24 protein-coding genes are annotated in these 25,908 nt (G+C 71.8%); 15 read left to right on the top strand and 9 right to left on the bottom strand.

Going from position 1 to position 25,908, the window contains the following annotated elements:
• Window positions 1-47 precede the first annotated feature (47 nt).
• The gene (locus tag WDV06_RS02355; RefSeq protein WP_395507884.1) at window positions 48-1,514 is read left to right on the top strand and encodes an aminopeptidase P family protein; all 1,467 of its coding nucleotides are present in this window, start codon (window positions 48-50) and stop codon (window positions 1,512-1,514) included.
• 128 nt (window positions 1,515-1,642) lie between these two features.
• On the opposite strand, the gene WDV06_RS02350 is transcribed toward WDV06_RS02355, so the two are convergent.
• Window positions 1,643-2,122 carry an ATP-binding protein gene (locus WDV06_RS02350; RefSeq protein ID WP_395507883.1) on the bottom strand — a complete coding sequence of 160 codons (480 nt, stop codon included), beginning with the start codon at window positions 2,120-2,122 and terminating at the stop codon, window positions 1,643-1,645.
• Between the two features lie 224 nt (window positions 2,123-2,346).
• Here WDV06_RS02350 and WDV06_RS02345 point away from each other — a divergent pair, with 224 nt between their 5' ends.
• The 9 genes from WDV06_RS02345 (at window position 2,347) to WDV06_RS02305 (ending at window position 12,202) form a co-directional block, all read left to right on the top strand.
• On the top strand, window positions 2,347-3,147 hold the full coding sequence (locus WDV06_RS02345) for a hypothetical protein (RefSeq protein WP_395507882.1): 801 nt from the start codon (window positions 2,347-2,349) through the stop codon (window positions 3,145-3,147).
• Window positions 3,148-3,260: 113 nt separating this feature from the next.
• Window positions 3,261-3,986 (top strand): YcnI family copper-binding membrane protein, encoded by a 726-nt coding sequence (locus tag WDV06_RS02340; RefSeq protein ID WP_395507881.1) that lies wholly within the window; start codon window positions 3,261-3,263, stop codon window positions 3,984-3,986.
• A 112-nt stretch (window positions 3,987-4,098) separates the two neighbouring features.
• Window positions 4,099-4,752, top strand: coding sequence for an SCO family protein (locus WDV06_RS02335; RefSeq protein ID WP_395507880.1), 654 nt, complete (start codon window positions 4,099-4,101; stop codon window positions 4,750-4,752).
• Window positions 4,749-5,288, top strand: a complete 540-nt coding sequence (locus WDV06_RS02330) for a copper chaperone PCu(A)C (RefSeq protein ID WP_395507879.1) — start codon at window positions 4,749-4,751, stop codon at window positions 5,286-5,288. The genes WDV06_RS02335 and WDV06_RS02330 overlap by 4 nt, the downstream gene beginning before the upstream one ends.
• 22 nt (window positions 5,289-5,310) lie before the next feature.
• Window positions 5,311-7,308 carry a copper resistance CopC/CopD family protein gene (locus WDV06_RS02325; RefSeq protein ID WP_395507878.1) on the top strand — a complete coding sequence of 666 codons (1,998 nt, stop codon included), beginning with the start codon at window positions 5,311-5,313 and terminating at the stop codon, window positions 7,306-7,308.
• Between the two features lie 5 nt (window positions 7,309-7,313).
• A complete protein-coding gene (gene efeB, locus WDV06_RS02320; protein ID WP_395507877.1) occupies window positions 7,314-8,600 on the top strand; it encodes an iron uptake transporter deferrochelatase/peroxidase subunit in 1,287 nt (428 codons plus the stop codon).
• 42 nt (window positions 8,601-8,642) lie between these two features.
• Window positions 8,643-9,578, top strand: a complete 936-nt coding sequence (pheA, locus tag WDV06_RS02315; RefSeq protein ID WP_395507876.1) for a prephenate dehydratase — start codon at window positions 8,643-8,645, stop codon at window positions 9,576-9,578.
• Window positions 9,579-10,115: 537 nt separating this feature from the next.
• Window positions 10,116-11,393: a serine--tRNA ligase gene (serS, locus tag WDV06_RS02310; RefSeq protein ID WP_395507875.1), complete on the top strand. Its 1,278-nt coding sequence runs from the start codon at window positions 10,116-10,118 to the stop codon at window positions 11,391-11,393.
• The gene (locus WDV06_RS02305; protein WP_395507874.1) at window positions 11,390-12,202 is read left to right on the top strand and encodes an HAD family hydrolase; all 813 of its coding nucleotides are present in this window, start codon (window positions 11,390-11,392) and stop codon (window positions 12,200-12,202) included. The genes serS and WDV06_RS02305 overlap by 4 nt, the downstream gene beginning before the upstream one ends.
• A 137-nt stretch (window positions 12,203-12,339) precedes the next feature.
• Here WDV06_RS02305 and WDV06_RS02300 read toward each other — a convergent pair whose 3' ends face one another.
• From WDV06_RS02300 to WDV06_RS02280, 5 genes are all read right to left on the bottom strand, one after another.
• Window positions 12,340-12,993, bottom strand: a complete 654-nt coding sequence (locus WDV06_RS02300) for a rhomboid-like protein (RefSeq protein ID WP_395507873.1) — start codon at window positions 12,991-12,993, stop codon at window positions 12,340-12,342.
• An 81-nt stretch (window positions 12,994-13,074) separates the two neighbouring features.
• Entirely contained in the window at window positions 13,075-13,794 is a 720-nt protein-coding gene (locus tag WDV06_RS02295; protein WP_395507872.1) for an ABC transporter permease, read from the bottom strand.
• A gap of 15 nt (window positions 13,795-13,809) precedes the next feature.
• Window positions 13,810-14,721 carry an ABC transporter ATP-binding protein gene (locus tag WDV06_RS02290; protein WP_395507871.1) on the bottom strand — a complete coding sequence of 304 codons (912 nt, stop codon included), beginning with the start codon at window positions 14,719-14,721 and terminating at the stop codon, window positions 13,810-13,812.
• 49 nt (window positions 14,722-14,770) lie between these two features.
• Window positions 14,771-15,658: an ABC transporter permease subunit gene (locus WDV06_RS02285; RefSeq protein WP_395507870.1), complete on the bottom strand. Its 888-nt coding sequence runs from the start codon at window positions 15,656-15,658 to the stop codon at window positions 14,771-14,773.
• Window positions 15,648-16,643, bottom strand: coding sequence for an ABC transporter ATP-binding protein (locus WDV06_RS02280; RefSeq protein WP_395507869.1), 996 nt, complete (start codon window positions 16,641-16,643; stop codon window positions 15,648-15,650). The genes WDV06_RS02285 and WDV06_RS02280 overlap by 11 nt, the downstream gene beginning before the upstream one ends.
• A gap of 224 nt (window positions 16,644-16,867) precedes the next feature.
• Here WDV06_RS02280 and WDV06_RS02275 point away from each other — a divergent pair, with 224 nt between their 5' ends.
• The 3 genes from WDV06_RS02275 to WDV06_RS02265 all read left to right on the top strand — a co-directional run bounded on the left by WDV06_RS02275 (window position 16,868) and on the right by WDV06_RS02265 (window position 20,655).
• Window positions 16,868-17,743, top strand: a complete 876-nt coding sequence (locus WDV06_RS02275) for a M24 family metallopeptidase (RefSeq protein ID WP_395507868.1) — start codon at window positions 16,868-16,870, stop codon at window positions 17,741-17,743.
• A gap of 5 nt (window positions 17,744-17,748) precedes the next feature.
• The gene (locus WDV06_RS02270) at window positions 17,749-19,524 is read left to right on the top strand and encodes an SDR family oxidoreductase (protein WP_395507908.1); all 1,776 of its coding nucleotides are present in this window, start codon (window positions 17,749-17,751) and stop codon (window positions 19,522-19,524) included.
• A gap of 216 nt (window positions 19,525-19,740) precedes the next feature.
• Window positions 19,741-20,655: a MerR family transcriptional regulator gene (locus WDV06_RS02265; protein WP_395507867.1), complete on the top strand. Its 915-nt coding sequence runs from the start codon at window positions 19,741-19,743 to the stop codon at window positions 20,653-20,655.
• 116 nt (window positions 20,656-20,771) lie between these two features.
• Here the strand turns inward: WDV06_RS02265 and WDV06_RS02260 are convergent, their stop codons facing one another.
• The gene (locus WDV06_RS02260) at window positions 20,772-21,572 is read right to left on the bottom strand and encodes an aquaporin (RefSeq protein WP_395507866.1); all 801 of its coding nucleotides are present in this window, start codon (window positions 21,570-21,572) and stop codon (window positions 20,772-20,774) included.
• 131 nt (window positions 21,573-21,703) lie between these two features.
• Here WDV06_RS02260 and WDV06_RS02255 point away from each other — a divergent pair, with 131 nt between their 5' ends.
• On the top strand, window positions 21,704-22,243 hold the full coding sequence (locus WDV06_RS02255; protein WP_395507865.1) for an RNA 2'-phosphotransferase: 540 nt from the start codon (window positions 21,704-21,706) through the stop codon (window positions 22,241-22,243).
• A 38-nt stretch (window positions 22,244-22,281) separates the two neighbouring features.
• Here WDV06_RS02255 and WDV06_RS02250 read toward each other — a convergent pair whose 3' ends face one another.
• A complete protein-coding gene (locus WDV06_RS02250; protein WP_395507864.1) occupies window positions 22,282-23,184 on the bottom strand; it encodes an LLM class flavin-dependent oxidoreductase in 903 nt (300 codons plus the stop codon).
• A gap of 93 nt (window positions 23,185-23,277) precedes the next feature.
• On the opposite strand from WDV06_RS02250, the gene WDV06_RS02245 reads away from it, so the two are divergent.
• Window positions 23,278-24,168 carry a Cof-type HAD-IIB family hydrolase gene (locus WDV06_RS02245; RefSeq protein ID WP_395507863.1) on the top strand — a complete coding sequence of 297 codons (891 nt, stop codon included), beginning with the start codon at window positions 23,278-23,280 and terminating at the stop codon, window positions 24,166-24,168.
• Here WDV06_RS02245 and WDV06_RS02240 read toward each other — a convergent pair.
• Complete coding sequence (locus WDV06_RS02240) at window positions 24,165-25,901, bottom strand: sensor histidine kinase (protein ID WP_395507862.1); 1,737 nt, start codon at window positions 25,899-25,901, stop codon at window positions 24,165-24,167. The two genes, WDV06_RS02245 and WDV06_RS02240, sit on opposite strands and share 4 nt — an antisense overlap.
• Between the last annotated feature and the right edge of the window lie 7 nt (window positions 25,902-25,908).

Genomic DNA, 25,908 nt, shown 5'->3' with positions numbered 1-25,908 from the left:
GGGTTCGCACCCGGACCCGTGCGTGTCGTAGCGGCTGAGGAGATGACGTGGCTGACGAGCTCACCCCGGAGACCCCGGAAGAAGAGCAGCCCCAGAAGAAGCACAAGCAGCGCAAGAACGGGCTGTACCCGGGCGTCAGCGAGGAACTCGCGGAGAGCATGCGCACCGGCTGGGCCGACACCGAGCTCCACGGCCTGGAGCCCATCGCCCAGGCCGGCCACACCGCCGACCGCCGCGCCGCGCTGTCCGCACGCTTCCCGGGCGAGCGCCTGGTGATCCCGGCGGGCCGGCTGAAGACCCGCTCGAACGACACCGAGTACCCCTTCCGCGCCTCCACCGAGTACGTCTACCTCACCGGCGACCAGACCGAGAACGGCGTCCTCGTCCTGGAGCCCACCGGGGAGACCGGCCATGAGGCCACGGTCTACCTGCTGCCGCGCTCGGACCGTGAGAACGGCGAGTTCTGGCTGTCGGGCCAGGGCGAGCTCTGGGTGGGCCGCCGCCACTCCCTCACCGAGGCCGAGCAGCTGCTGGGCATCCCGGCCAAGGACGTCCGCGAGCTGCCCGAGGCCCTCACCGAGGCCACCGGCCCGGTCCGCGCCGTCCGCGGCCACGACCAGGTCATCGAGGCCGCCCTCACCGACAAGGTGACCAAGGAGCGCGACGAGGAGCTGCGCGTCTACCTCTCGGAGGCCCGCGCCGTGAAGGACGCCTTCGAGATCGGCGAGCTGCAGAAGGCCGTGGACTCCACCGTCCGCGGCTTCGAGGACGTCGTGAAGGTCCTCGACAAGGCCGAGGCCACGTCCGAGCGCTACATCGAGGGCACCTTCTTCCTGCGCGCCCGCGTCGAGGGCAACGACGTCGGCTACGGCACCATCGCCGCTGCCGGCGCGCACGCCTGCACCCTGCACTGGGTCCGCAACGACGGCGCCGTCCGCTCCGGCGACCTGCTGCTGCTCGACGCCGGCGTGGAGACGCACTCCCTCTACACCGCCGACGTCACGCGCACGCTGCCGATCAACGGCACGTACACCGACATCCAGCGCAAGATCTACGACGCGGTCTACGAAGCCCAGGAAGCCGGGATCGCCGCCGTCAAGCCCGGCGCGAAGTACCGCGACTTCCACGACGCCGCCCAGCACGTGCTGGCCGAGAAGCTCGTCGAGTGGGGCCTGCTGGAGGGCCCGGTCGAGCGCGTCCTGGAGCTCGGCCTGCAGCGCCGCTGGACCCTGCACGGCACCGGCCACATGCTCGGCCTGGACGTCCACGACTGCGCGGCCGCGCGCACCGAGGCCTACGTCGACGGCACGCTGGAGCCGGGCATGTGCCTGACCGTCGAGCCGGGCCTGTACTTCCAGGCCGACGACCTGACCGTGCCCGAGGAGTACCGGGGCATCGGCGTCCGGATCGAGGACGACATCCTCGTCACCGAGGACGGCAACCGGAACCTGTCCGCCGGGCTGCCGCGCACCTCGGTCGAGGTCGAGGCCTGGATGGCGCGGCTCAAGGGCTGACGCCCGCGTCGTCGCGGGGGGGGGGGGGGGGGGGGGGGGGGGGGGGGGGGGGGGGGGCGGGGGGGGGGGGGCGGGGGGGGGGGGGGGGGGGGCCCCCCCCCCCCCCCCCCCCCCCCCCTCCGGCGTTCCTAGGAGACCCTCAGCAGGGCGTCGTCCCGCCACTTCAGCATCCGTTCGAAGCTCACCACGGCGCCCCGGCCCGGCCGGTTGCGCAGGCGGACGTGGTCGGCGAGCTCCGCGATCAGGTGCAGGCCCCGGCCGTGCTCGGCCAGCGAGGGTCTGCGGCGTGCCACCGTCGAGGGCGGGAAGCCCGGACCCGAGTCGGCGACCTCGATGCGGCAGCGGTCCCCGTCCAGGTAGGCGGTGACGTGGTACGCCTCGGTGCCGTCCAGGACCTCGTCGGCGGGGAGGCCGGCCGGGCCCCCCGCAGGACCGCCGCGGCCGCCGTGCTCCACGGCGTTCGCGCAGGCCTCGCTCAGCGCGACCGAAAGGTCGTAGGAGATGTCCGGGTCCACCCCCGCGGTCTCCATCGTCCCCAGCAGCAGCCGCCGGGCGAGCGGGACGCTCGCGGCTTCGCGCCGCAAGTGGAGAGACCACCAGATGCTCATACGGTTACCTATTGCCACCCGCGGTGGGGCGTAAGCCCCCGGCGGCCGGCACAGCCCTCATTCGGCCGATGCGGCATGTGCGTCCGGTGTGCATCGAGTGCGCGGGTGGGCGGTGGCGCGGAGCCGCCCGCCACCGGCGGCGGCCCGTCCCACACCGGAACCATAGGGTCCCTCCAGTACCTGCCGTAGGCAGGGACGGGGCCCAGTGCGATGATGGCCCGGCCATGTCTGCCACCCACACGACGCACGCCGGAGCGAGCCTCCGGACGACCCGGGCCGCGGTGTTCACCGCGGTCTGCGTCGTGCTGTCCGCGGCCGGCCACGCCGTGGCCTCCTGCGCGACCGTGCCGTGGTGGGCGCTCGCCCTCGCCTTCGTCGCCGTCTTCGCGATCGCGGCCCCGCTCGCGGGACGCCGCCGTTCGCGGCCCGGCATCGCCGCCGGACTGGCCGTGGGCCAGCTCGGGCTGCACGGCCTGTTCGGCCTGGGCCAGCACGGCGCCGCCGCACAGGCACCCGCCGTGGGCTCCGACACCTCGCTGGCGGCGCTGGCCGCCCAGCTCGTGTGCGGGGGCAACTCCGTGCCGCCGAGCCCCGCCGACGCCCGGCGGATCCTGGAGGCGGCCGGTCTGGATCCGGCCGCCCTGGCCGCCTCGGGCCACATGGGTCACATGCACCTGTCCGCGGCCCCCGCCACGGCGCCCGAGACCGGGCTGTTCAGCCCGGGCATGCTGCTCGGCCACCTGCTGGCCGCGCTCGCGCTCGGCTGGCTGCTGGGGCGGGGCGACGCCGCCCTGTTCCGGCTGGTCGAACTCTCCCGCCTCTCCGGCGAAGCCGACCCGATACGTCCGCTGCGCGCCGCGCTGGCCTACGTACGGGTGCTCACGGCCGGCCTCCTCGGCGTTCCCCAGTGCGGCCCCCGGGCCCGCCGGACCGCTTCGGCACCGGTGGCGGCCGCCGGCCGGGAGGCGCTCCTGCACTCCGTGATCCGGCGGGGTCCGCCGGCTGCGCTCGTCCTCGCAGCCTGACGCGGCACCTCCACTCCCCGGGACACCCGGCGGGAGCACCGGTGCCGTGACCTCCGCGCGCGCCCGTGCGCGCGGACCCACCGTTCACCTCTGCTCCGTGGAGTGTTTCCGCCATGAAGACCTCTCGTGTCTCCTTCGCCGCCGCCCTCGCCGCCGGCGCCGTCCTCGCCCTGTCCGGTACCGCCTTCGCGCACGTCAGCGTGCAGCCGGGCGATGCCCCCAAGGGCGGTTACGCGACGATCAACTTCAAGGTCCCGAACGAGCGGGACAACGCCTCGACGACCCAGCTGGAGGTCAATTTCCCGATCGACCAGCCGCTGACGTCCGTCATGCCGCAGGACATCCCGGGCTGGACGTCCACCGTCGAGAAGACCAAGCTCGACAAGCCGCTGAGCGTGCACGGCAAGCAGGTCAACGAGGTGGTCACCAAGGTGACCTGGACCGGCGGCAAGATCGAGCCCGGCAAGTTCCAGCAGTTCCCGGTCTCCGTCGGCAAGCTCCCCGACAACGCCGACAAGATGGTCTTCAAGGCCATCCAGACGTACGACAACAACGAGGTCGTCCGCTGGATCGAGGAGGCCAAGGAGGGCGCCGCCGAGCCGCAGAACCCCGCGCCCACGCTGAAGCTGACCGCCGCCGCCGGGGGCGACCACCACGACGACGCCAAGCCGGCCGACGGCAAGAACGCCGCCCAGGACGCCGCCAAGGACGAGAGGCACGACGAGGCCTCCGCCCCGAGCGGCTCCGACACCACCGCACGCGCCCTCGGCATCGCCGGCATCGTCCTCGGCCTCGGCGGGGTGGCCTTCGGCATCGCCTCCCGCCGCCGCTCCGCCTGACCCACCGGGCCCTCGGGCCCCTCGTCCACGGGCCCGCGCAGGGCCCGTGCACCGGCCCGCCCGGGCCCCTTCCAGACACCCGCACCATCCCCGATCCCAGGGACATCCCCATATGCGCACCACACGTGTGACGGTCGCCGCCCTCGCGGCGGCGGCCGCGCTCACCCTGACCGCCTGCGGCGCCGAGCCGACCAAGGACAACGGGTCGGTCACGCAGATCACCGGCGAGAAGAAGACCGGAGCCGCGACCCTCCTCGACCGCCCCTTCGACAAGCCGGAGCTGGTCCTCACCGACACCACCGGCAAGCCGTGGAACCTGCGCGAGCAGACCAAGGGCCGGCCGACGCTGATCTACTTCGGCTACACCAACTGCCCCGACGTGTGCCCCCTGACGATGAGCAACATCGCCGTCGCCAAGAAGGCGCTCCCCAAGGAGGACCAGGACAAGCTCCAGGTCGTCTTCGTCACCACCGACCCCGAACGGGACACCCCGGAGTCCCTCGGCGCGTGGCTCAGGGCGCAGGACCCGGCGTTCACCGGGCTGACCGGCGACTTCAGCACCATCCAGGCCGCCGCCCGGTCCCTCGGCATCGGGATCGAGGCCCCCAAGAAGGAGCCCGACGGCAGCGTCGTCTCCATGCACGGGGCCCAGGTCATCGCGTTCTCGCCCAAGACCGACGAGGGCTACGTCCTCTACGGCGAGGGCACGACCGTCGAGGACTACACCAAGGACCTGCCGAAGCTCATCAAGGGACAGAACCCGTGAACACCCGCACCACCCGCACCCTCGCCGCCGCCCTCTCCCTGACGGCCGCGCTCGCCATATCCGGCTGCTCCTCCTCTTCCCCCTCCTCGTCCTCCTCCTCGGGCTCCGAGTCCTCGTCGAAGGCGAGCGCGGGCACGAAGGCCGAGGAGTCGGCCAAGCCGAAGATGACCGTCAGCGGGGGCTACATGCCGGAGCCGGTCAACGACAAGATGGCCGGCGCCTTCATGGTGATCAAGAACGACTCGAAGACCGCAGACAAGCTGCTCGGGGTCACCAGCCCGCTCTCGGACGACCTCCAGGTCCACGAGACCAAGGACCAGAAGATGCAGCAGGTGCAGTCCATGGACGTGCCCGCGGGCGGCGAGCTGAACCTGGAGCGCGGCGGCAACCACATCATGTTCATGGGCCTCAAGAACAAGCCGAACGTCGGCGACAAGGTCACCATCGAGCTGCGTTTCGAGAAGGCCGACCCGGTCAAGGTCGAGCTGGACGTCAAGGAACGGACGTACAACCCCCAGAACTCCACCGCACACTGACGGACCGAGGAACTGACACGCCATGACGGCCACCGCCCCCGCTCCCTCTCCTTTCCGCGTCCGCGCCACGGCATCGCTGCCGCGGCTGGCGCTGGTCCTCGCAGCCCTGCTGGCAACCCTGTTCACCGCGGCCGCCCCGGCCACGGCGCACGCCGCACTCACCGCGAGCGACCCCAAGGACGGGGCGGTGGTCGCCACGGCGCCCGCCCAGGTGACCCTCTCCTTCTCGGAGGAGGTCGCCATGGGTGACGACTCCATCCGCGTGATGGACCCGCAGGGCAAGCGCGTCGACACCGGCGAGCTGCGGAACATGTGCAGCGGATCGGTCATCCGGTACGGGACCGCCCTGCACTCCGGTCTGCCCGACGGCACCTACACCGTCGCCTGGCAGGCCGTCTCCGCCGACAGCCACCCGGTCTCCGGCGCGTTCACCTTCTCCGTCGGCGCCCCCTCGGCCACCTCCGTCACCCTGCCCTCCCAGGCGGTGGGCGGCGGCCCCGTCGGCATCGCGTACGGCATCGCCCGCTACGCCGCCTACGCCGGGTTCACCGTCCTCGTCGGCGGCTCCGCCTTCATCCTGCTGTGCTGGCGCCGGGGTTCCGCCGAGCGTTCGCTGCAGAAGCTGGTGGTGCGCGGCTGGGTCACGCTCACCGCCGCCACGCTGGCGATGCTGGTGCTCCGCACCCCATACACCGGCTCGGGCAGGTTCGCGGACGCCTTCGACCTCGACGGGCTCCAGGCCGTCCTGGAGACCAAGACCGGTGCCTCCTTCGTGTCCCGGCTGCTGTTGCTCGGCGCGGCCGCGCTGTTCATCGCCGTGCTCTTCGGCGCCTACGCGCGCCGTCAGAAGAACGCCGACGCGCAGAGCGCCGAGGAGACGAAGGACACCAGCGACCTGGCCTTCGGGCTCGGTATCGGCGGCACGGTCGTGGCCGCCGGCATCGCCGCCACCTGGGCGCTCGCCGAACACGCGTCCACCGGTATCCAGCCCGGCGTCGCGATGCCGGTCGACATCCTGCACCTGCTGGCCGTGGCCGCCTGGCTCGGCGGGCTCATCGCCCTGCTCGTCGCACTGCGCAAGGTGCCGGACATCGAGCGGGCCGCGGTGCAGCGGTTCTCCCGGGTCGCCTTCATCAGCGTCCTGGTCCTCGCCGTCACCGGCGTGTACCAGTCCTGGCGGCAGCTCGGCAGCTGGTCGGCGCTCACCGGCACCAGCTACGGCCGGCTGCTGCTGATCAAGGTGGGCCTGGTGGCCGTCCTCGTCGGCATCGCCTACCTGTCCCGCACGTGGACCGCCAAGCTCGCCGACGTCGTGGCGGAGGAACGGGCCGCCGAGCCCGCGGCGGTGCTCGCGGGAGGCGATGTTTCACGTGAAACATCCGCCGAGGACGCCCCCGCCAAGCCTGCCGAGCCCGCCGCGCCCGCAGAGGCAGCCGAGCCCGCCGACCCGAAGCGTGCCGCGCAGCTCGCCCGGCAGCGCGCGGCCCGCGAGAAGGCCCTGGAGAACCAGGTGCGCGACGCCGACCCGGGCCGGTCGGGCCTGCGCCGCTCCGTACTCGCCGAAGCCGCGGTGGCGGTCGTCCTGCTGGCCGTCACCACGGTCCTGACCAGCACCGAGCCGGGCCGGGCCGTGGAGCAGGAGGCCGGCCGTGGCTCGGCCGCCACCGCCGTGCCCAACCGGCCGATCAAGATCTCCCTGCCGTACGACACCGGCGGCCAGAACGGGAAGGGCACCGTGCGGCTGGAGCTCGACCCGGGCCGGGTCGGCGCCAACACCCTGCATCTGTGGGCGGACGGCGCCGACGGGGGCGCCGCCGACCTGCCCGAGGTCAAGATCTCCTTCACCCTCCCGGCCAAGGAGATCGGCCCGCTGCCCGTGGCCCCGGACCGGGCCGCGCCCGGACACTGGACCGCCTCCGGCGTCCAGCTGCCCCTCGCGGGCGAGTGGCGCATCGACGTCACCGTCCGCACCTCCGACATCGACCAGACGACCGTCCAGAAGAACGTGAAGATCGGCTGAACAGCGTGACCGACAGCACCACCGCGAGCACCCCCGACATCGAGATCTCCCGGCGCCGGCTGCTGGGCACGGTCGGCGCCGCAGGCGCCGTCGGGCTCGCGCTCGGCGCCACCGGCGGAGCCCTCGTGCACTCGGCGGCCACCGACCCCTCGCCCGGCGCGCCCGGCGCGGCCGGCTCCCTCTCTTCCCTGGGCGCCACCGCGGTCGCCTTCGAAGGGGACCACCAGGCGGGGATCACCACTCCGCTCCAGGCCAAGGGCCACGTCCTCGCCTTCGACCTGGCACCGGGCGCCGGGCGCACGGAGGCGGCGGCGCTGATGCGCCGCTGGTCCGACACCGCGCGGCGGCTCATGGCGGGCCAGACCGCTCCGACGGAGGACAGCGGCATCGCCCTCGACGCGGGACCCTCCTCCCTGACCGTCACGTTCGGCTTCGGCCACTCCTTCTTCGAGCGCACGGGCCTCACCGCCCGCCGTCCTGCGGCCCTGGACCCGCTGCCCGACTTCTCCTCGGACCGGCTCGACGCCCAGCGCAGCAACGGCGACCTGTGGGTGCAGATCGGCGCGAACGACGGCCTCGTCGCGTTCCACGCCCTGCGGGCGCTCCAGAAGGACGCCGGGGAGGCCGCCCGGGTGCGCTGGCAGATGAACGGCTTCAACCGCTCCCCCGGCGCCACCGCCTCCCCCATGACCGCCCGCAACCTCATGGGCCAGATCGACGGCACCGGGAACCCCAAGCCCGCGGACCCCGACTTCGACAAGCGGATCTTCGTGCCGGCCGCGGGCCCCGGGCCCGCGGGCCACGCCTGGATGGGCGGGGGCTCGTACGCGGTCGTCCGCCGGATCCGGATGCTGCTGGACGACTGGGACAAGCAGTCGCAGGCCCAGCAGGAGCAGGTCATCGGCCGGAAGAAGTCCGACGGGGCTCCCCTGAGCGGCGGCGGCGAGACCACGCCCCTGGCACTGGACAAGCTGGGCCCCGACGGCAAGCCGGTGATCCCGTCCAACGCGCACGCGCGGATCTCCGCACCCGCGCAGAACGGCGGCGCCGCCATGCTCCGGCGCCCCTTCTCCTTCCACGACGGAATCGCGCCGGACGGCACCCCCGACGCCGGCCTGCTCTTCATCTGCTGGCAGGCCGATCCGCTGCGCGGATTCGTCCCGGTCCAGCGCAAGCTCGACCGCGGTGACGCGCTCTCGGCGTTCATCCGGCACGAGTCGAGCGGCCTGTACGCCGTCCCGCCCGGCCCGCGCGCCGGGGAGTACGTCGGGCAGCGGCTGCTCGAAGGGTGAACGGCCCCACGGCGGCGCCCGGCCCGGCATTAGGCTGATCGCATGTCGGCCACGCGCTTCACCTATCTCGGTCCCGAGGGCACGTTCACCGAGGCGGCTCTCCGCACCCTGCCGGAAGCCGCCACCCGGGAGCTCGTCCCGATGGTGTCGGTCCCGGCCGCCCTGGACGCCGTACGCAACGGCGAGGCAGCGGCCGCTCTGGTGCCGATCGAGAACTCGGTGGAGGGCGGCGTCACCGCCACCCTCGACGAGCTGGCCTCGGGCGAGCCGCTGATGATCTACCGCGAGGTGCTGCTGCCCATCGCGTTCGCACTGCTGGTGCGGCCCGGAACCCGGCTGTCGGACGTCAAGACCGTCACCGGGCACCCGGTCGCCCAGCCGCAGGTGCGCAACTGGCTGCGGACGCACCTGCCCGACGCTCTGTGGGAGTCGGCCGCCTCCAACGCGGACGGCGCGCGGCTGGTCCAGGAGGGCCGGTTCGACGCCGCCTTCGCGGGGGAGTTCGCCGCCGCCACGTACGGGCTGGAGGCGTTGGTCACCGAGATCCACGACGCGCAGAACGCCGAGACCCGCTTCGTGCTGGTCGGCCGGCCCGCCCGGCCGGCCGCTCCGACGGGCGCCGACAAGACCTCCGTGGTGGCGTGGCTCGGCGACGACCACCCGGGTGCCCTGCTGGAGCTCCTCCAGGAGTTCGCCGTCCGGGGGGTGAACCTGATGCTGATCCAGTCCCGGCCGACGGGCGAGGGCATCGGCAACTACTGCTTCGCCGTGGACGCCGAGGGGCACATCTCCGACCGCCGGGTGAGCGAGGCTCTGATGGGGCTGCGCCGGACCTGTCCTCAGGTCCGGTTCCTGGGCTCGTACCCCCGCGCCGGCGTCGCGCTGAGTGAGGTGCGCGCGGCGCGGCCGGGCACCTCCGATGGCGACTTCACGGAGGCTTCCGACTGGCTGGCCCGCTGCCTCGACGGCCGGGCGTAGCCCGGTCCAGGCTTCTTCCACTTGTCCACAGAGTTATCCACAGGGCGAGAGGGCGACCTGGGGACAAGTCGACAGAGCGATCCGACAAGGTCGACAAATCGGTCGGGTGGCCCAGGTTTCGCGCGAGGAAGCGGTAGGTGAACGACGTCACCCCGGTATCACCGATCAACTCTTTGGAGCGAGCCATTCCCACCCGAATGAGTGTGTGAGGGCGGTTTGAACCCTGAACGACACCTGCCCCTCAAGGATCGCTATTGATCTAATTCGGTGTCCACAGATGCGGCACACAGCCTGTGGATAAGGGCACCCCCGGGGGAATTCCTGTGGACAAGGCTGAGCGCTCAGCGCCGTCCAGGGCCCCACCGCCCCCAGCCGCCGCGCCCCTTTTCGGGGAATCGGGCCGGTTTTATCAACCCCTTCGAGGGGCCCGTTCCGGCCACTGGGGCAAGGGATTTGCATTCCCCTCAATCGGGACATAATGACACGCAGCGTGATATCGGTGTGATCCCAGGAAGCCCAGACCGGTAGCCTGGAGGGGTGATTGACCTTCGGCTGCTCCGTGAAGACCCTGACCGTGTCCGCGCCTCGCAGCGCGCCCGTGGAGAGGACGTCGGCCTCGTCGACGCGCTGCTCTCCGCCGACGAGCGCCGCAGGTCCTCCGGCATGCGCTTCGACGAACTGCGCAATGAGCAGAAGTCCCTCGGCAAGCTCATCCCCAAGGCCACTCCGGAGGAGCGGGCCGCGCTGCTGACCAAGGCCGAGCAGCTCAAGGCCGACGTCAAGGCGGCGGAGGCCGAGCAGAACGAGGCGGACGAGGCTGCCCGGCAGCTCCTGCTCAAGCTCGGCAACATCGTCCACGAGGACGTCCCCGTCGGCGGCGAGGAGGACTTCACCGTCCTTGAGACGCACGGCACGATCCGCGACTTCGGCGCCGAGGGCTTCGAGCCCAAGGACCACCTGGAGCTCGGCGAGGCGCTGGGCGCCATCGACGTCGAACGCGGCGCCAAGGTCTCCGGCTCGCGCTTCTACTACCTGACGGGCGTCGGCGCGCTGCTGGAGCTCGCCCTCGTCAACGCGGCGATCGCGCAGGCCACCGAGGCCGGCTTCATCCCGATGCTCACCCCCGCGCTGGTCCGCCCGCGCGCCATGGAGGGCACCGGCTTCCTCGGCCAGGCCGCGGAAAACGTGTACCACCTGGAGAAGGACGACTACTACCTGGTCGGCACCTCCGAGGTCCCGCTCGCGGCGTACCACATGGACGAGATCATCGACGCCGAGAAGCTGCCCCTGCGGTACGCCGGCTTCTCGCCGTGCTTCCGCCGCGAGGCCGGCACCTACGGCAAGGACACCCGCGGCATCTTCCGCGTCCACCAGTTCGACAAGGTCGAGATGTTCTCGTACGTCGCGCCGGAGGACGCGGAGGCCGAGCACAAGCGGCTCCTGGAGTGGGAGAAGCAGTGGCTGACCAGCCTGGAGCTGCCGTTCCAGGTCATCGACGTCGCCACCGGCGACCTGGGTGCCTCCGCCTCCCGCAAGTTCGACTGCGAGGCGTGGATCCCGACCCAGGGCAAGTACCGCGAGCTCACGTCCGCCTCGAACTGTGACGGCTTCCAGGCCCGCCGCCTGCAGATCCGCTACCGCGAGGACAAGAAGACCGCTCCGCTGTCGACGCTGAACGGCACTCTGTGCGCCGTTCCGCGCACCATCGTGGCCATCCTGGAGAACCACCAGCAGGCCGACGGCTCCGTGCGGGTCCCGCCGGTGCTCCGTCCGTACCTGGGCGGCCGCGAGGTGCTGGAGCCGATCGCCAAGTGAGCCCGGCCCCGTTCCCGTACAAGCTCGTCGCGACGGATCTCGACGGCACGCTCCTGCGTGACGACGACACCGTCTCGGAGCGCACCCGCGAGGCGCTCGCCGCGGCCACCGCGGCGGGCGCGGCGCACATCATCGTCACCGGCCGGGCCGTGCCCTGGACCCGGGGCGTGCTGGACGACCTCGGCTACGACGGGATCGCCGTGTGCGGGCAGGGCGCGCAGGTCTACGACGCGGGAGCGCACCGGCTGCTGACCTCGGTGACGCTCGACCGGCAGCTGGCCGGTCTTGCACTGTCGAAGATCGAGGCCGAGGTGGGTCCGCTGGCCCTGGCCGCCAGCCGGGACGGCGTGGACGGCGAGGTCCTGTTCGGCCCCGGCTACCAGGTGCAGGAGGGCCTCCCGGCGCTCTACCTGGAGGACACCACGGCCGTCTGGAGCGCTCCGCTCAACAAGCTGTACATCCAGCACCCGGGGATGGGCGAGGACGAGCTGGTCAAGGTGGCCCGGGAGACCGTCGGCAGCCTGGTCGACATCGTGATGGCCGGCCCGGGGATAGTGGAGATCCTGCCGCTGGGACTGAGCAAGGCCACGGGCCTCTCGCTCGCCGCCAGGCGGCTGAAGGTGAAGGCGGCCGAGACGATCGCCTTCGGGGACATGCCCAACGACATCCCCATGTTCGGCTGGGCCGCGCACGGGGTCGCGATGGCCAACGCCCACGCCGACCTGAAGGCCGTGGCGGACGAGGTGACCACCTCCAACCAGGAGGACGGCATCGCGGTGGTGCTGGAACGCCTGCTGGGCGCCGCCTGAGCCGCACCGGCTCCTGAACGGAAGGTCCGGAACAGCCCGCGCCGCGAGGCGCGCTCGAAGTGGCTGTTCCGGACCTCTTTGTTGCTCCCCGCACCTCCCACTGTGCCGGGGGCGTACGCCCCTTACCAGCGAATTTCTTATGTTTCACGTGAAACATGGACCTGGTGCGGGTCCGGATGGAGCGTCAGCGGCCAGGCCAGCAGTCCCACGGCCAGGGAGATGGCGTGGCCGAGGTCGGTGAAGCTGCCGCCGGTGAGCAGGGGGATGCCGAAGAAGGCCACGGCTCCGGCCAGGTAGAGCCATCTCCAGGGGTGGGGGAGCCGGTAGGTCAGGACGCCGACGGAGGCCGCGAGGCCGTAGCTGACGCCGATGTCCACGACGTGCGTCATGCTGTGCGGCGCCCGGTTGTCCTGGATGGCCATGAGGAGGACCTTCTGGCTGGCGAGGGTGGCGACGATGTGGGCGGTCGCGACGATCACCAGCCAGCGCAGGGTGCCGAGCCAGCGTTCGACGGTGGCGTGGAAGATCTCGAAGAGCAGGGTGTAGAGGGCGAGCGAGGCGGGGTTCTCGATCCAGAAGGCACTGCTCACCAGGGCCCGCAGCGGGTACTTGACCAGCTGGTGGATGTTGCTGCTGTTGCGGTGGAGCAGCACGTGGTCGAGCCGGTCGGGGGCGATCGCCACGATGACGCTGGTCACGGCCACGATCAGCAGCCACGTATGCGTGCCGGGCGCCGAGCGTATCCAGGCCCGCAGGGGCCTGGACGGCTCGGGTCCGGTGTGCTCGATCATGCCCCGATGATGCCCCGTACGGCGGTGCCCCGCCTGACCGGTGGGCCGGGCGGGGCACGGATTTCGGCCGGTGGCGGCGGGCTACTCCTCGCCGGCCAGGGTGAGGCGGCGCAGCTTCTGGCCCGCGTACGCGGTGGCGCCGACGGTGACCGCGAGGAGCAGGAGCACGGCGGTGGGCAGGGCCACGCTGGAGTCGACGTACCCCTGTCCGGCGACCTTCTCGGCCAGGGCCAGGGCCCACTGCTGGACGCTGAGGGTCTTGGCGCCGGAGACCAGGCTGCCGAACAGGGACTCCCAGATCAGGGCGTAGACCAGGCCGAAGACGACCGCGTGCCGGCTGACGGTGCCCAGCAGCAGGAAGAGTGCGCTGTAGGCGATGGAGGCGACGAGCGCGGCGACGGTGTAGGCGACGGCGATCTGCTGGCCGTTGCCGTTGAGGATGAAGCCCGCGATCAGGGTGGGAACGGCCGAGAACACCATCGTGACGGCGATCGCTACGATCAGCTTGGTCATGATGATCGTCGGGCGCTTCACCGGCTTGGAGAGCAGGTAGACGATCGAGCCGTCGTCGATCTCGGGCCCGATGGCCCCGGTCCCGGCGATGACGCCGATCAGGGGGACCATCGTGGCGAGCGCGAAGCCGCCGAGCAGTTCCGCCGCGACCTTGTCGTCCACTCCGGTGAAGAAGCGGACGGCGACGGAGATGAGGATCAGCAGGGCCGGCAGCGCGAAGAGGATCGCCGCACGCCGACGGCCGAGGAGGGCCCGGTACGTGAGCCGGGCGACGGTGGGGTCGTACATGGGTTCCAGCTCCTTTCAGGCCGCGACGAGGTAGGAGAAGACCGATTCGAGGGACTCGTCGGAGGGTGAGACCGTCAGCAGCCGGATGCCGTGCGCACGGGCGACCCGGGGCAGCAGCTCGGTGAAGCGCCCGAAGTCGACGGCCTGGACGCGCAGGGCGCCTTCCTTGAGGTCGACCTCGATGCCGGCGGTCGACGGGTCGGCGATCAGGGCCGCGGCGAGGGCCCTGTCGTCCGAGGAGCGGATCAGGTAGCGGTGCGGGCGGTCCGTCATCAGGCGGCGGATCTTGCGGAAGTCCCCGGAGGCGGCGTGCCGTCCGGCGACGACCACCTCGATGTGCGAGGCCAGCTGCTCGACCTCCTCCAGGATGTGGGAGGAGAACAGCACGGTGCGGCCCTCGTCACCCATCCGCCGCAGCAGGTCCATGAGCTGCATGCGCTGGCGCGGGTCCATGCCGTTGAAGGGCTCGTCGAGCAGCAGCACCGACGGGTCGTGGACGAGGGCGGACGCCATCTTCACGCGCTGGCGCATGCCCTTGGAGTACGTTGCGATCTTGCGGTCCTGGGCGTACTCCATCTCGACGGTGGCGAGCGCCCGCTGCGCCGCCGCCTCGTCGAGGCCGTGCAGCTCGGCGTTGGCGACGACGAACTCCCGCCCGGTGAGGAAGTCGTACATGGCCTCGCGCTCGGGTACGACGCCGATCTGCCGGTAGACCTGCTCGTTGCGCCAGATCGGCGCGCCGTCGAGGGTCACGGTGCCCGTGGAGGGGGCGAGGAAGCCGCCCATCATGTTGATGAGGGTGGACTTGCCCGCGCCGTTGGGGCCGAGGAGGCCGGTGACTCCGGGAGCGATCCGCATGGTCACGTCGTTGACGGCGACGACGTTCCCGAACCAGCGAGAGGCGTGGTCGATGTCGATGGTGGTCATGGGCGCAGCCCATCCTTGAGGAGGGTGGTGGTGGACGACGGGTGGGAGGTCACAGCCCGGCCTTCCGGTAGCGGGCCATCAGAGCGGCGAAGGAGCCGGCGATGAGGCCGAGGATGACGAGCAGGTAGACGGCGCCGGTGCCGGCCGAGGGGCCCTCACCGCCGGGGAAGGCGGAGGTCGCACCGAGGAACGCGGTCTGCACGCCGTCGATCAGGGTGATCGGCGAGAAGAGGCCCAGCCACTCGATGGGGCCGGTGTTCCCGGTCCCGTAGGCGACCGCCTGCACGGTGGAGACGGCGCCGTAGGGGATGAGCAGCATGGCGATGACCGCGGCGACGCCGAACCCGCGGCGCGGGGTGAGCGCGGCCATGACCAGCCCCAGGCCCGCGAAGAGGAGTGACAGCAGAAGTACCGACACCAGTGCCTGCCCGAATCCCTTGGTCTGGTGGCCGAAGTCGAACTTCGCCAGCAGCGAGCCGATCCACATGATCAGCAGCGGGGTGGCGGTGAGGATGAACAGGGCCGAGGCCATCGCCGCGTACTTGGCCAGGACGTAGTCGACGCGCTCGATGGGCCGGGAGAAGTACAGCGGCACCGTCTTGAACCGCAGGTCCCGCGAGACCGACTGGGGCGCCTGGGACGCGAGGTAGAGCCCGATGACCACCTGGGTGGTCAGGGCGTACGTCGTGTACTTGATCGGCAGGTCGGTGGAGCCGGGCACCGCGATGGCCACGGCGACGATGATCAGCGCCGGGACGCACATCACCGCGAAGAGGATCATCGGCAGGACCTTGGACTTGGCCGAGCGGCCGAGCCCGTACGCACCGCGCAGCGACTGCGAGAACAGCGAGGTGCGGGCGTAGGCACGGCCGAGCCGGGGACCGTCGTAGGACCGGTAGCCGATGTTGTGGATCTGGGTCGAGGTCTCAGGCGCCATCGGTACCGGCTCCCTTCGGCTGGATCTGGATCCGCTGCGCGGACTGGTCGCTCTCGCGGAAGACCTCCGCGATGTGGTGGCGGCGCTGTTCCATGCGGACCAGGCCGACACCGAGGTCGGCGACCGTGTCGCGGATGGTGTCGTAGGTGTCCTCGCCCGTCGCCTCGACGAGGAGGATGTGGCCGGCGCCGGGCAGGCCCTGTTCCTCGCCGGCGTGGAGGGTGATGCCCGCCGCGGTGAGGGCCTTGCGCAGGGCGGCCGTTCCGTCCGGGTGGGTGTCGGAGTCGGTGACCTCCACCGCCAGGGTGGTCGTGGTCTGCGTGAAGTCGCTGGTCGAGCTGGAGCGCAGCAGCTTGCCCCCGTCGATGACCACCACGTGGTCGCAGGTCCGCTCCAGCTCTCCGAGGAGGTGGGAGGTGACCAGGACGGAGATGCCGAAGTCGGTGTGGACGCGGCGGATCAGGCCGAGCATCTCGTCGCGGCCCACCGGGTCGAGGCCGTTGGTCGGCTCGTCGAGGAGGACCAGCTGCGGGTCGTGGACCAGCGCCTGGGCCAGCTTGACGCGCTGCTTCATGCCGGTGGAGTAGCCGCCGATGGGCCGGTAGCGCTCCTCGTACAGCCCGACGTGGCGCAGTGTGTCGGCGGTCCGCTCGCGGGCGGCCGTCGGCGGGAGGCCGGACATCCGCGCCATGTGGACGACGAACTCGGTGGCCGAGACGTCGGGCGGCAGGGCGTCGTGTTCGGGCATGTAGCCGACGCGCTCACGGATGGCACTGCCGTGCGTGGCGACGTCCAGTCCGAGGACGGCGGCACGCCCCTCGGTGGCCGGGGACAGCCCGAGCAGGATCTTGATCAGCGTGGACTTGCCGGCTCCGTTGGCGCCCACGAGCCCGGTCACTCCGGGCCCGATGTCCAGGGAGAGCCGGTCGAGGGCGGTCACTCGGGGGTACCGCTTGCTCAGGCTTTCGGTCGCGATGACAGTCACGGCTCCGACGTTAGTGCCGGGGCCGGGGCGGATCGTCAGACCTGGAGCGGGACCGCGTATCCGCCTTGAGGACTACGGACCCCGACGCGAGGCTGACGCCGGCCGGGTGGGGGCGGGGGTTGTCCACAGGTCCGTGCACGGCTCTTGACGTGACCTCCGGTCATTGTCACATTCATCAGTGTCAACTTGACGGCGGGCACGGCTGACAGGGACGGACGGCTGGCATGGCTGGGGACACGGGCACCAGGGAACGCACCGCGCACGGCTCCGCGCGGCTCACCGCCGAGCTGCGCGGCTTCAGGGAGGTCCAGCGCCTCGCCTACGAGTGCGCGGAGACCGTGGCGGCGCAGCTGCGCCCCGGGGTGACCGAGCGCGAGGCGGCCCGGATGCAGCGCGACTGGCTGCGCGAGCGGGGCGTGCGGGACTGGTTCCACCTGCCCTTCGCCTGGTTCGGGGACCGCACCGCGTTCACGGACTTCACCATCCCGCTCCAGTTCTTCCCGACCAACCGGAAGCTGGAGCCGGGGATGCCGTTCATCCTCGACATGGCGCCGGTGTACCAGGGTTACGCCGCCGACATCGGCTATTCGGGCAGCCTCGGCCTCAATCCGGTGCAGGACCGGCTGATGTCCGACCTGCGCCCACACCGGGCGCTGATCCTGGAGCAGGTGCGCGAGCGGCGCACGCTGCGCGAGATCTACGAGAACGTCGAGCGGCTGATGACCCGCCAGGGATACGCCAACCGGCACCGGGCCTATCCCTTCGGTGTCATCGCGCACAAGATAGACCGGGTCAAGGAGCGCCGCTGGTCCCCGACCGTGTTCGGGTTCGGCACCCGGTCCCTCAAGGGGCTGGCCTCCGACGCCCTGCACGGCCACCGCGAGGGCTGGTCCCCGCTGTGGAGCCCGTACCACTTCTCCGACCACCCGCCGCAGCCCGGCCTGTGGGCGGTGGAGCCGCATCTGGGCTTCCGGGGCACGGGGGCGAAGTTCGAGGAGATCCTTGTCGTCACCGACTCCCGGGATCCCGAGGAGAGCGCGTTCTGGCTGGACGACGACCTGCCGCACGTGCGGCGCTGGACCGAGGAGAAGGCGGCATGAGCGGGATGAGCGGTACGTCACTGGCGGACGCGCGCGAGCGCCGGGTGAGCACGGGCGGGGTCGAGCTGTCCGTCGTCGAGCTCGGTGAGCCGGACCGGCCCACCGTGCTGCTGGTGCACGGCTACCCGGACAGCAAGGAGGTCTGGTCCGAGGTCGCCGAGCGGCTCGCGGCCCGGTTCCACGTGGTCCTGTACGACGTGCGCGGACACGGCCGGTCCTCGGCTCCGGTGCCGCTGCGCGGGGGCTTCACCCTGGAGAAGCTGACGGACGACTTCCTGGCCGTGGCGGACGCCGTCAGCCCGGACCGGCCCGTGCACCTGGTGGGGCACGACTGGGGTTCCGTCCAGGGCTGGGAATTCGCGACGGTCGCCCGTACCGAAGGCCGGATCGCCTCCTTCACCTCCATGTCCGGCCCCTCCCTCGACCACTTCGGACACTGGATCAAGAAGCGGATGAAGCGGCCGACCCCGCGGCGGGCCGCCCAGCTGCTGAACCAGGGCTCGAAGTCCTGGTACGTGGGGATGCTGCACACACCGGTGCTGCCCGAGCTCGCGTGGCGCGGCCCGCTGGGCAGGCGCTGGCCGAAGATCCTCGCGCGGCTGGAGGAGGTACCGGCCGACTCCTCCTACCCGACGTCCTCGCTGCCCTCCGACGCGGCGCACGGCGCCTGGCTCTACCGCGACAACGTCCGGCCGCGCCTGCGCCGCCCGCGCGCCGACGCGTACGCGCACGTCCCGGTGCAGCTGATCACCCCGACCGGGGACGCCTTCCTCTCCGAGCGCCTCTACGACGACCTGGAGCGGTGGGCCCCGGACCTGGTGCGGCGCACCCTGCCCGCGAAGCACTGGATCCCCCGGACCCGGCCCGACCAGGTGGCGGCTTGGATCGGCGAGTTCGTCACCGCCCGGGAGGAGCCGACGGCGAAGGCGCCCGAGCAGAAGGCCCCGGGGAAGCACGCCGACCGGTTCGCGGGACAGCTGGTGCTGGTCACCGGTGCCGCCAGCGGCATCGGGCGGGCCACCGCCTTCGCGTTCGCGGAGGCCGGGGCCCGGGTCGTGGCCGTGGACCGCGACGGCGAGGGGGCGGCCCGCACCGCCGAGATGGCCCGGCTCATCGGCGCCGCCGACGCCTGGGGAGAGTGCGTCGACGTCAGCGACGAGCAGGCGATGGAGAAGCTCGCGGCCAAGGTCGCCGCCGAGTACGGCATCGTCGACGTGCTGGTCAACAACGCCGGCATCGGGCTGTCGGGGTCCTTCCTGGACACGGCTTCCGAGGACTGGAAGAAGGTCCTCGACGTGAACCTGTGGGGGGTCATCCACGGCTGCCGGATCTTCGGGAGGCAGATGGTCGAGCGGGGTCAGGGCGGACACATCGTCAACACCGCCTCCGCGGCCGCCTACCTCCCCTCCCGGACCCTGCCCGCGTACAGCACCTCCAAGGCGGCGGTGCTGATGCTGAGCGAGTGCCTGCGCGCGGAGCTCGCCTCCCGGTCGATCGGGGTCTCGGCGATCTGCCCGGGCATCGTGAACACCAACATCACCGCCACCTCCCGGTTCGCGGGGGTGGACGCGGCCGAGGAGAAGCGCCGTCAGGAGCGGTCCTCCCGGCTGTACGGGCTGCGGAACTTCCCGCCGGAGAAGGTGGCCGACGCGATCCTGCTCGCGGTCGTGAAGAACCGGGCGGTGGTGCCCGTGACCCCCGAGTCCAAGGGCGCCCTGTGGATGTCGCGGTACATGCCGAACACACTGCGGCGGATCGCGAGGCTGGAGCCCCGGCTGTGAACCGCGGCGGCGCCTGCCGGACGGGCGCGGCCGGGAGCGGTCCGGTTCCGCCGCGCACAGAGCCCGGCACGGACATACCCCGCTCCATCCGGCGGTCGTACCATCCCTCGCAGGAGGGCTCGCTGCTCACGGCGGTCGAGTACCTGGCGGCGCCTCCTGCCGCCCGGACCGCGGCGGGCGCGGTCGGCCGAGCCGCCATGTCGTAGGGAGCCGGGATTGTCCGATCAGGCGCCAGCGGAGTACCGGATCGAGGATCTGGCCCACCACAGCGGGGCGACCGTGCGCACGATCCGCGCGTACCAGGACCGCGGCCTGCTGCCGAAGCCGGAGCGGCGGGGCCGGTCCAACGTGTACCGGGACACGCATCTGGCGCGGCTGCGCCAGATCGCGGACCTGCTGGACCGCGGCTACACCCTGGCCTCCATCAAGGAACTGCTGGAGGCCTGGGACGCGGGCCGCGGGCTGGGCGGGGTACTCGGCCTGGTCGCGGAGGTGCACGGGCCGTGGACCGACGAGGAGGCCGACCGGATCAGCCGGGAGGAGCTCGACGCGCGGTTCGGCGGTCTGCCCGACGACGGCGCGGTGGACGAGGCCTGCGAGCTCGGGGTGCTGGAGCGCATCCCGGGCCGCGCGGACGAGTTCCTGGTCCCCTCCCCGCAGGAGCTGGCGGTCGCGGCCGAGCTGTACGCGGCCGGGGTGCCCCTCGCGGCGATCACCGGCCATCTGCGGGAGCTGCGCGGCCAGGTGGAGCACATCGCCTCGCGCTTCCTGGAGTTCACCACCGAGCACGTCTTCGCCCGGTACCTCGGGCAGGTGCCGCCGACGGACTCGGACGCGGCGGAGGCGGCGACCATGGTGCGCCGGCTGCGGCCCCTGGCGCAGCAGACCGTCGACGCCGAACTGGCGCGGGCGATGAGGATGTTCGCGACCCGGCACCTCCAGCGCCATCTGGGTGCCCCGGGCGCGGTCCAGACGACGGGGCCCGCGCCGGTGGCGCTGCCCGCGGGGACGGTACGGGCGGTGCAGGAGCTGGTGGGCGCCGAGCACGTGGCGGAGTTCGTCCGGGCCGCGACGGAGCGCGAGCTCCAGGCCCGGACGATGAACGACCTGGCCAGCAGGGGCGGCCGGTAATGCTCGATCGGTAGTCCACAGGCGACCCCCGGGGCGAATCCCTCAGATGGCGCCGAAAGCCTTCGAAACGGTTGTGGACAACTGCCCTTTTCCTGTGGGCAACAGGGGTGGAGGTGTCAGACGATCGCTTCGAAACCGGTGCCGGGACGGGGCATATCGGCCAAGGGGGCCTGTACGTCCGGCTGTCCGGTCAGGGGCTGTCCGGTCAGGGGCTGCCCGGGCTGGTTCCGGCCGCGCTCGCGCCCGTAGAGGAGGGTGGCCAGGGCGAGACCGAGGGCGCCGCCGACCAGTTGCGCCGCGACGAAGCCGGGCAGCGACTGGGGGGCGATACCGGTGAAGGAGTCGCTGAACGCCCGGCCGATCGTGCCGGCCGGGTTGGCGAAGGAACCCGACGAGGTGAACCAGATCGCGGCGGCGAGGTACGCGGCGACCGCGGCCGGGACGAGCCTCGTGCGGCCGATCCGGCCGAGCCCCTGGATGACCAGGACCAGTCCGGCGGTGGCGACGATCTCACCGATCAGCAGGTGGCCGCCGTCGCGTACCTGGGTGGAGAAGGTCCCGGGGGCGCGGCCGAACATCGTCTCGGCCAGCACGGCGCCGCCGATGGCACCGACGGTCTGGGCGGCGGCGTAGGCGAAGGCCTCCCGGGCGTCGAGCCCCTCGCCGCCCGAGCGGCGTGCCCACCAGGCGCTGAGGGTGACGACGGGGTTGAGATGGGCGCCGGACAGGGGCCCGAACAGGGTGATGATCAGCCCGAGGCCGATCGCGGACGCGAGCGAGTTGGCGACGAGGGCGACACCGGTGTCGCGGCTGAGGGACGCGGCGTGGATGCCGGACCCGATCACCACCACGAGGAGGCTCGCGGTGCCGATGAGCTCGGCAGCCGTGCGCCGCAGCAGTGAAGCCTTATTTGTCATAGTTTCTCCCTCTGAGTAGCCGTACAGCGGAAAATGTATTCCGTATCTTGGAATGACGATAGAGGGAGCATTCCACTGCCAGAGGGGGAAAAGGGCTGTCCGAAGGCCGATCAAGGCGCCACGCTGGGCACATGGACGAAAAACGCACCGTGAAGGTGTCCAAATACGTCTCGAAACACCTGCGGCACCAGCCGGAACGCATCGGACTGGTGCTCGACCCGCAGGGCTGGGTGGAGATCGACGATCTCCTTCGAGCCGCGGCGGCGCACAGGTTTCCCATCAGCCGTGCCGAGCTCGACCACGTGGTCGCCGCCAACGACAAACAGCGGTTCGCCGTCGAGGGCACCCGCATCAGGGCCAGCCAGGGGCACACCGTGCCCGTCGACCTCGGCCTGCCGGAGGCCGAGCCGCCGGCTTACCTCTACCACGGCACCGTCGCCACGGCCCTCGACTCGATCCGCGCCGAGGGCCTGCGCCCGATGGCCCGCCACCACGTGCACCTGTCTCCCGACCGGGAGACGGCGACCCGTGTGGGGGCGCGCCGGGGCCGGCCGGTGGTCCTCGCGGTGGACGCAGGGGCGATGCGCGCGGCAGGGCACGTTTTCCTGCTCAGCGCCAACGGGGTGTGGCTGACGGACGCCGTTCCGCCGGAGTTCCTGCGCTTGCGGTAGCGGCAAGGGAACCCCGGCGGGCCGGCGGGAGGCCGTGTCTAGGCGCCCAGCTGGGCGAGCGCCTCGGTGGCGATCCGTTCGAAGACGGCCTCGTCGGCCGCGAAAACGGAGTCCGGGATCGGGGCGTGGACCACCAGCTCGGTGAAGCCCAGCTCGCGGTGGCGGCCGGCGAAGTCGACGAACGCGTCCACGGACTCCAGCATGGTGCCGCGCTCCGGAGTGAACCCGGTCAGCAGCACCCGCTCGATCGAGCCGGGCTCCCGCCCGATCTCCGCCAGCGCCTTCTCCAGCTTGCCGACCTGCCCGCGCAGGGCCTCCAGCGACTGCTCGGGCGTCCCCTCGAACACCTTGGGGTCACCCGCGGTCACCCAGGCCTGACCGTGCCTGGCCGCGAGCTTCACACCCCGCGGGCCGGTCGCGGCCACCGCGAACGGCAGGCGCGGACGCTGGACGCACCCGGGGATGTTGCGGGCCTCCTCCGCGGAGTAGAAGGTGCCCTGGTGGGTCACCGCGCTCTCGGTGAGCAGCCGGTCCAGCAGCGGGACGAACTCCGCGAAGCGGTCCGCCCGCTCCCGCGGGCTCCACTCCTCCTGCCCCAGCGCGGTGGCGTCGAAGCCGTTGCCGCCCGCGCCGATGCCCAGGGTGATCCGCCCGCCGGAGATGTCGTCCAGGGACATCAGGTCCTTGGCCAGGGTCACCGGGTGCCGGAAGTTCGGCGAGGTGACCAGCGTGCCCAGGCGCAGCCGGCTGGTGACGGCCGCCGCGGCGGTCAGCGTGGGGACCGCACCGAACCAGGGGCCGTCACGGAAGGTCCGCCAGGTCAGGTGGTCATAGGTGTAGGCGGTGTGGAACCCGAGGCGCTCGGCCCGCTCCCACTGGTCGCGGCCGCCGTCGTGCCACGGGCGGACCGGCAGGATCACAGTGCTCAGGCGAAGACTCATGTCACCGAGCGTACGGGGCGAGCCGCCATCCCGCTGTGAGCCACGTTTCACGTGAAACATCTCTGTACGATCATGGTGAACGGGTGGGAACCCATGGGCGAAGATGGAGCGGTGACCTCGGCTCCCCAGCGCCCCGAAGGGCCCTTCCCCGCACCCCGGCTCATCGCCACCGACCTCGACGGCACCCTGCTGCGCGACGACAAATCCGTCTCGCTGCGCACGGTGGCCGCCCTCGCTGCCGCCGAGGAGGCCGGGATCGAGGTCTTCTTCGTCACCGGCCGCCCGGCCCGGTGGATGGACGTGGTCAGCGATCACGTCCACGGGCACGGCCTGGCGATCTGCGCGAACGGCGCCGCCGTCGTCGACCTGCACGCCGGCCGGGAGTTCGTCCAGGTGCGGGCACTGCCGCGGGCCACCGCGCTCACGGTCGTGGAAACCCTGCGCGCGGCCGTCGCCGGCACCTCCTTCGCGGTCGAGACGACCGCCGGCATCAACTACGAGCCGGCCTACCCCCCCTTCTTCCAGGACCCGGGGGCCACCGTCGCCACCGCCGAGAAGCTGCTGCGCGAGGAGTCGGACGGCACCGCCGCACCGGTGCTGAAGCTGCTCGCGCACCACGCCGAACTGAGCCCGGACGAGTTCCTCGCCCTGGCCCGCTCGGCCGCCGGCGCCTACGCGTCCATCACCCGCTCCAGCCCGACCGCCCTGCTGGAGATCAGCGAGCTCGGTGTGTCCAAGGCCAGCACGCTGGAGCTGTGCTGCGCCGAGCGCGGCATCTCCCCGGCCGAGGTGGTCGCCTTCGGCGACATGCCGAACGACGTCGAGATGCTCCGTTGGGCCGGGACCTCCTACGCGATGGGCAACGCCCACCCGGACGTGATCGCGGCCGCCTCGGGCCGTACCGTCGCCAACAACGAGGACGGAGTCGCGGTCGTCATCGAACGCATCCTCGCCGAACGCGAGGCGCGCATGGCCGGACTCTAGAGCGGGGCCTCCCACACCAGGGCGGTCCCCCCGCCGTCCTCGCCGATCCCGGGGCCGTACCAGCTGGAGCCCCCCAGCGACTCGGCCCGGCGGCGCAGGTTGCGCAGCCCGCTGCGCCGGCCGCCCTCCGGGATGCCCACCCCGTCGTCGGCGACCTCCAGCCGCACTCCGGGCCGGCCGTCGGCCAGGCTGACGGTGGAATCGACCACCACCTCGATCCGGGACGCGTACGCGTGCCGGAAGGCGTTCGACAGGGCCTCGCGCAGGGCCGCGATCAGGTTTTTGCCGACCAGCTCGCCCACGGCCGCGTCGAGCGGCCCGACGAAACGGTGGGCGGGTTTGAAGCCCAGCGGGACGGCCGCCATGTTGATCTCCCGCAGGACGCGGGTGCGCAGCCCGGCCGGGGCCTCCGCCGGGCCCTGCTGGAGCGCGAAGATCGCGGTGCGGATCTCCTGGATCGTCACGTCCAGCTCGTCCACGGCCTTGCCCACCCCGTCGCGGACCTCCGGCACGATGGAGCGGCGCTGCGCGCCCTCCAGCATCATCCCGGTGGCGAACAGCCGCTGGATGACCAGGTCGTGCAGGTCACGCGCGATCCGGTCGCGGTCCTCGAACACCGCCAGCCGCTCCCGGTCGCGCTGCGCCTCGGCCATCATCAGCGCGAGGGCGGCCTGCGAGGCGAACTGGGTGGCCAGGGTCCGCTCGGCCTCGGTGAAGGGCCTCTTGCCCCGGGCCCGCGGGGTAACGAGCGCTCCCAGCACCCGCCCGCCGCTGTGCAGCGGCAGCATCATGCAGGGGCCGTACGGGCTCGTGAGCCTGCTGATCATGCGGGGATCGGTGGACGCGTCCTCCACGAACACCGGCTCACCCTGGAGGAGTTTGACCACGATCGGGCTCTCGGCGGGAACCACCAACCCCAGCGAGGTGGCCGGATCGTCGGCGGAGACGGCGACGATCTCCATCCCGCCCTCCTCCGCCGGCAGCATCACGATCCCGGCCGCCGAGTCGGCCAGGTGCCGGGCCTGTTCGGCGACCACCGCGAGGGCGTCGTCCGCGTCCCCGCCCGACAGCAGGGCCGTGGTGACGGCGACGGAACCGTCGATCCAGCGCTCCCGCTGGGTGGCGGCCTCGTACAGCCGGGCGTTGCCGATGGCGATGCCCGCCTCCGTGGCCAGCACGCGGACCATGTGGACGTCGTAGTCGTTGAACTCGCCGCCGCCCTTCTTCTCGGCGAGGTAGAGGTTGCCGAAGATCTCCCCCTGCACCCTGATGGGCACGCCGAGGAAGGTCTTCATGGGCGGGTGGTGCGCGGGGAAGCCGGCCGACCGCGGATCCTTCGTCAGATCGCTGAGCCGCACGGTGTCGGAATGGGAGATCAGTGCTCCGAGCAGGCCCCTCTTGCCGTCGGGACGGCGGCCGATGCGCTTCGCCTGTTCGGGGCCGAGCCCGAAGGTCACGAAGTCCGAGAGCCCGGGGCCGTCGGTGTCGACGACACCGATCGCCGCGTAGCGGGCGTCCGCGAGTTCGGCGGCCGTCTCGCAGATGCGGTCGAGCGTGGAGTGCAGTTCGAGACCTGTCCCGACGGAGCGCATGGCCTCCAGCAGTTGCGGCACCCGAGCGGTCAGCTCGGTGGACAGCCCCTGCAGACTGCGGGTGGCCTGGGTGGCGGCCTCCCTCGGGTCCTGTGCTTCCCGGGCGGGCTCCGGCGATTCCTGGGACTCCTGCACTGACATGTCCTTG

Origin of the sequence: Streptomyces racemochromogenes (genome assembly GCF_044129415.1) — a bacterium.
Classification (GTDB): Bacteria; Actinomycetota; Actinomycetes; order Streptomycetales; family Streptomycetaceae; genus Streptomyces; species Streptomyces racemochromogenes_A.
The sequence above is the reverse complement of the archived record's forward strand: the minus strand, read 5'-3'. Positions and strand labels throughout refer to the sequence as shown.

What these genes read in the sequence shown, in the direction of transcription:
- WDV06_RS02275 (WP_395507868.1), top strand. Translation starts at nt 16,868, where the DNA reads ATGGCTGGGGACACGGGCACCAGGGAACGCACCGCGCACGGCTCCGCG.
- WDV06_RS02260 (WP_395507866.1), bottom strand. Translation starts at nt 21,572, where the DNA reads ATGACAAATAAGGCTTCACTGCTGCGGCGCACGGCTGCCGAGCTCATC.
- WDV06_RS02335 (WP_395507880.1), top strand. Translation starts at nt 4,099, where the DNA reads ATGCGCACCACACGTGTGACGGTCGCCGCCCTCGCGGCGGCGGCCGCG.
- WDV06_RS02250 (WP_395507864.1), bottom strand. Translation starts at nt 23,184, where the DNA reads ATGAGTCTTCGCCTGAGCACTGTGATCCTGCCGGTCCGCCCGTGGCAC.
- pheA (WP_395507876.1), top strand. Translation starts at nt 8,643, where the DNA reads ATGTCGGCCACGCGCTTCACCTATCTCGGTCCCGAGGGCACGTTCACC.
- WDV06_RS02345 (WP_395507882.1), top strand. Translation starts at nt 2,347, where the DNA reads ATGTCTGCCACCCACACGACGCACGCCGGAGCGAGCCTCCGGACGACC.
- WDV06_RS02340 (WP_395507881.1), top strand. Translation starts at nt 3,261, where the DNA reads ATGAAGACCTCTCGTGTCTCCTTCGCCGCCGCCCTCGCCGCCGGCGCC.
- WDV06_RS02285 (WP_395507870.1), bottom strand. Translation starts at nt 15,658, where the DNA reads ATGGCGCCTGAGACCTCGACCCAGATCCACAACATCGGCTACCGGTCC.
- WDV06_RS02300 (WP_395507873.1), bottom strand. Translation starts at nt 12,993, where the DNA reads ATGATCGAGCACACCGGACCCGAGCCGTCCAGGCCCCTGCGGGCCTGG.
- WDV06_RS02295 (WP_395507872.1), bottom strand. Translation starts at nt 13,794, where the DNA reads ATGTACGACCCCACCGTCGCCCGGCTCACGTACCGGGCCCTCCTCGGC.
- WDV06_RS02270 (WP_395507908.1), top strand. Translation starts at nt 17,749, where the DNA reads ATGAGCGGTACGTCACTGGCGGACGCGCGCGAGCGCCGGGTGAGCACG.
- WDV06_RS02325 (WP_395507878.1), top strand. Translation starts at nt 5,311, where the DNA reads ATGACGGCCACCGCCCCCGCTCCCTCTCCTTTCCGCGTCCGCGCCACG.
- WDV06_RS02245 (WP_395507863.1), top strand. Translation starts at nt 23,278, where the DNA reads ATGGGCGAAGATGGAGCGGTGACCTCGGCTCCCCAGCGCCCCGAAGGG.
- WDV06_RS02350 (WP_395507883.1), bottom strand. Translation starts at nt 2,122, where the DNA reads ATGAGCATCTGGTGGTCTCTCCACTTGCGGCGCGAAGCCGCGAGCGTC.
- WDV06_RS02240 (WP_395507862.1), bottom strand. Translation starts at nt 25,901, where the DNA reads ATGTCAGTGCAGGAGTCCCAGGAATCGCCGGAGCCCGCCCGGGAAGCA.
- WDV06_RS02255 (WP_395507865.1), top strand. Translation starts at nt 21,704, where the DNA reads ATGGACGAAAAACGCACCGTGAAGGTGTCCAAATACGTCTCGAAACAC.
- WDV06_RS02290 (WP_395507871.1), bottom strand. Translation starts at nt 14,721, where the DNA reads ATGACCACCATCGACATCGACCACGCCTCTCGCTGGTTCGGGAACGTC.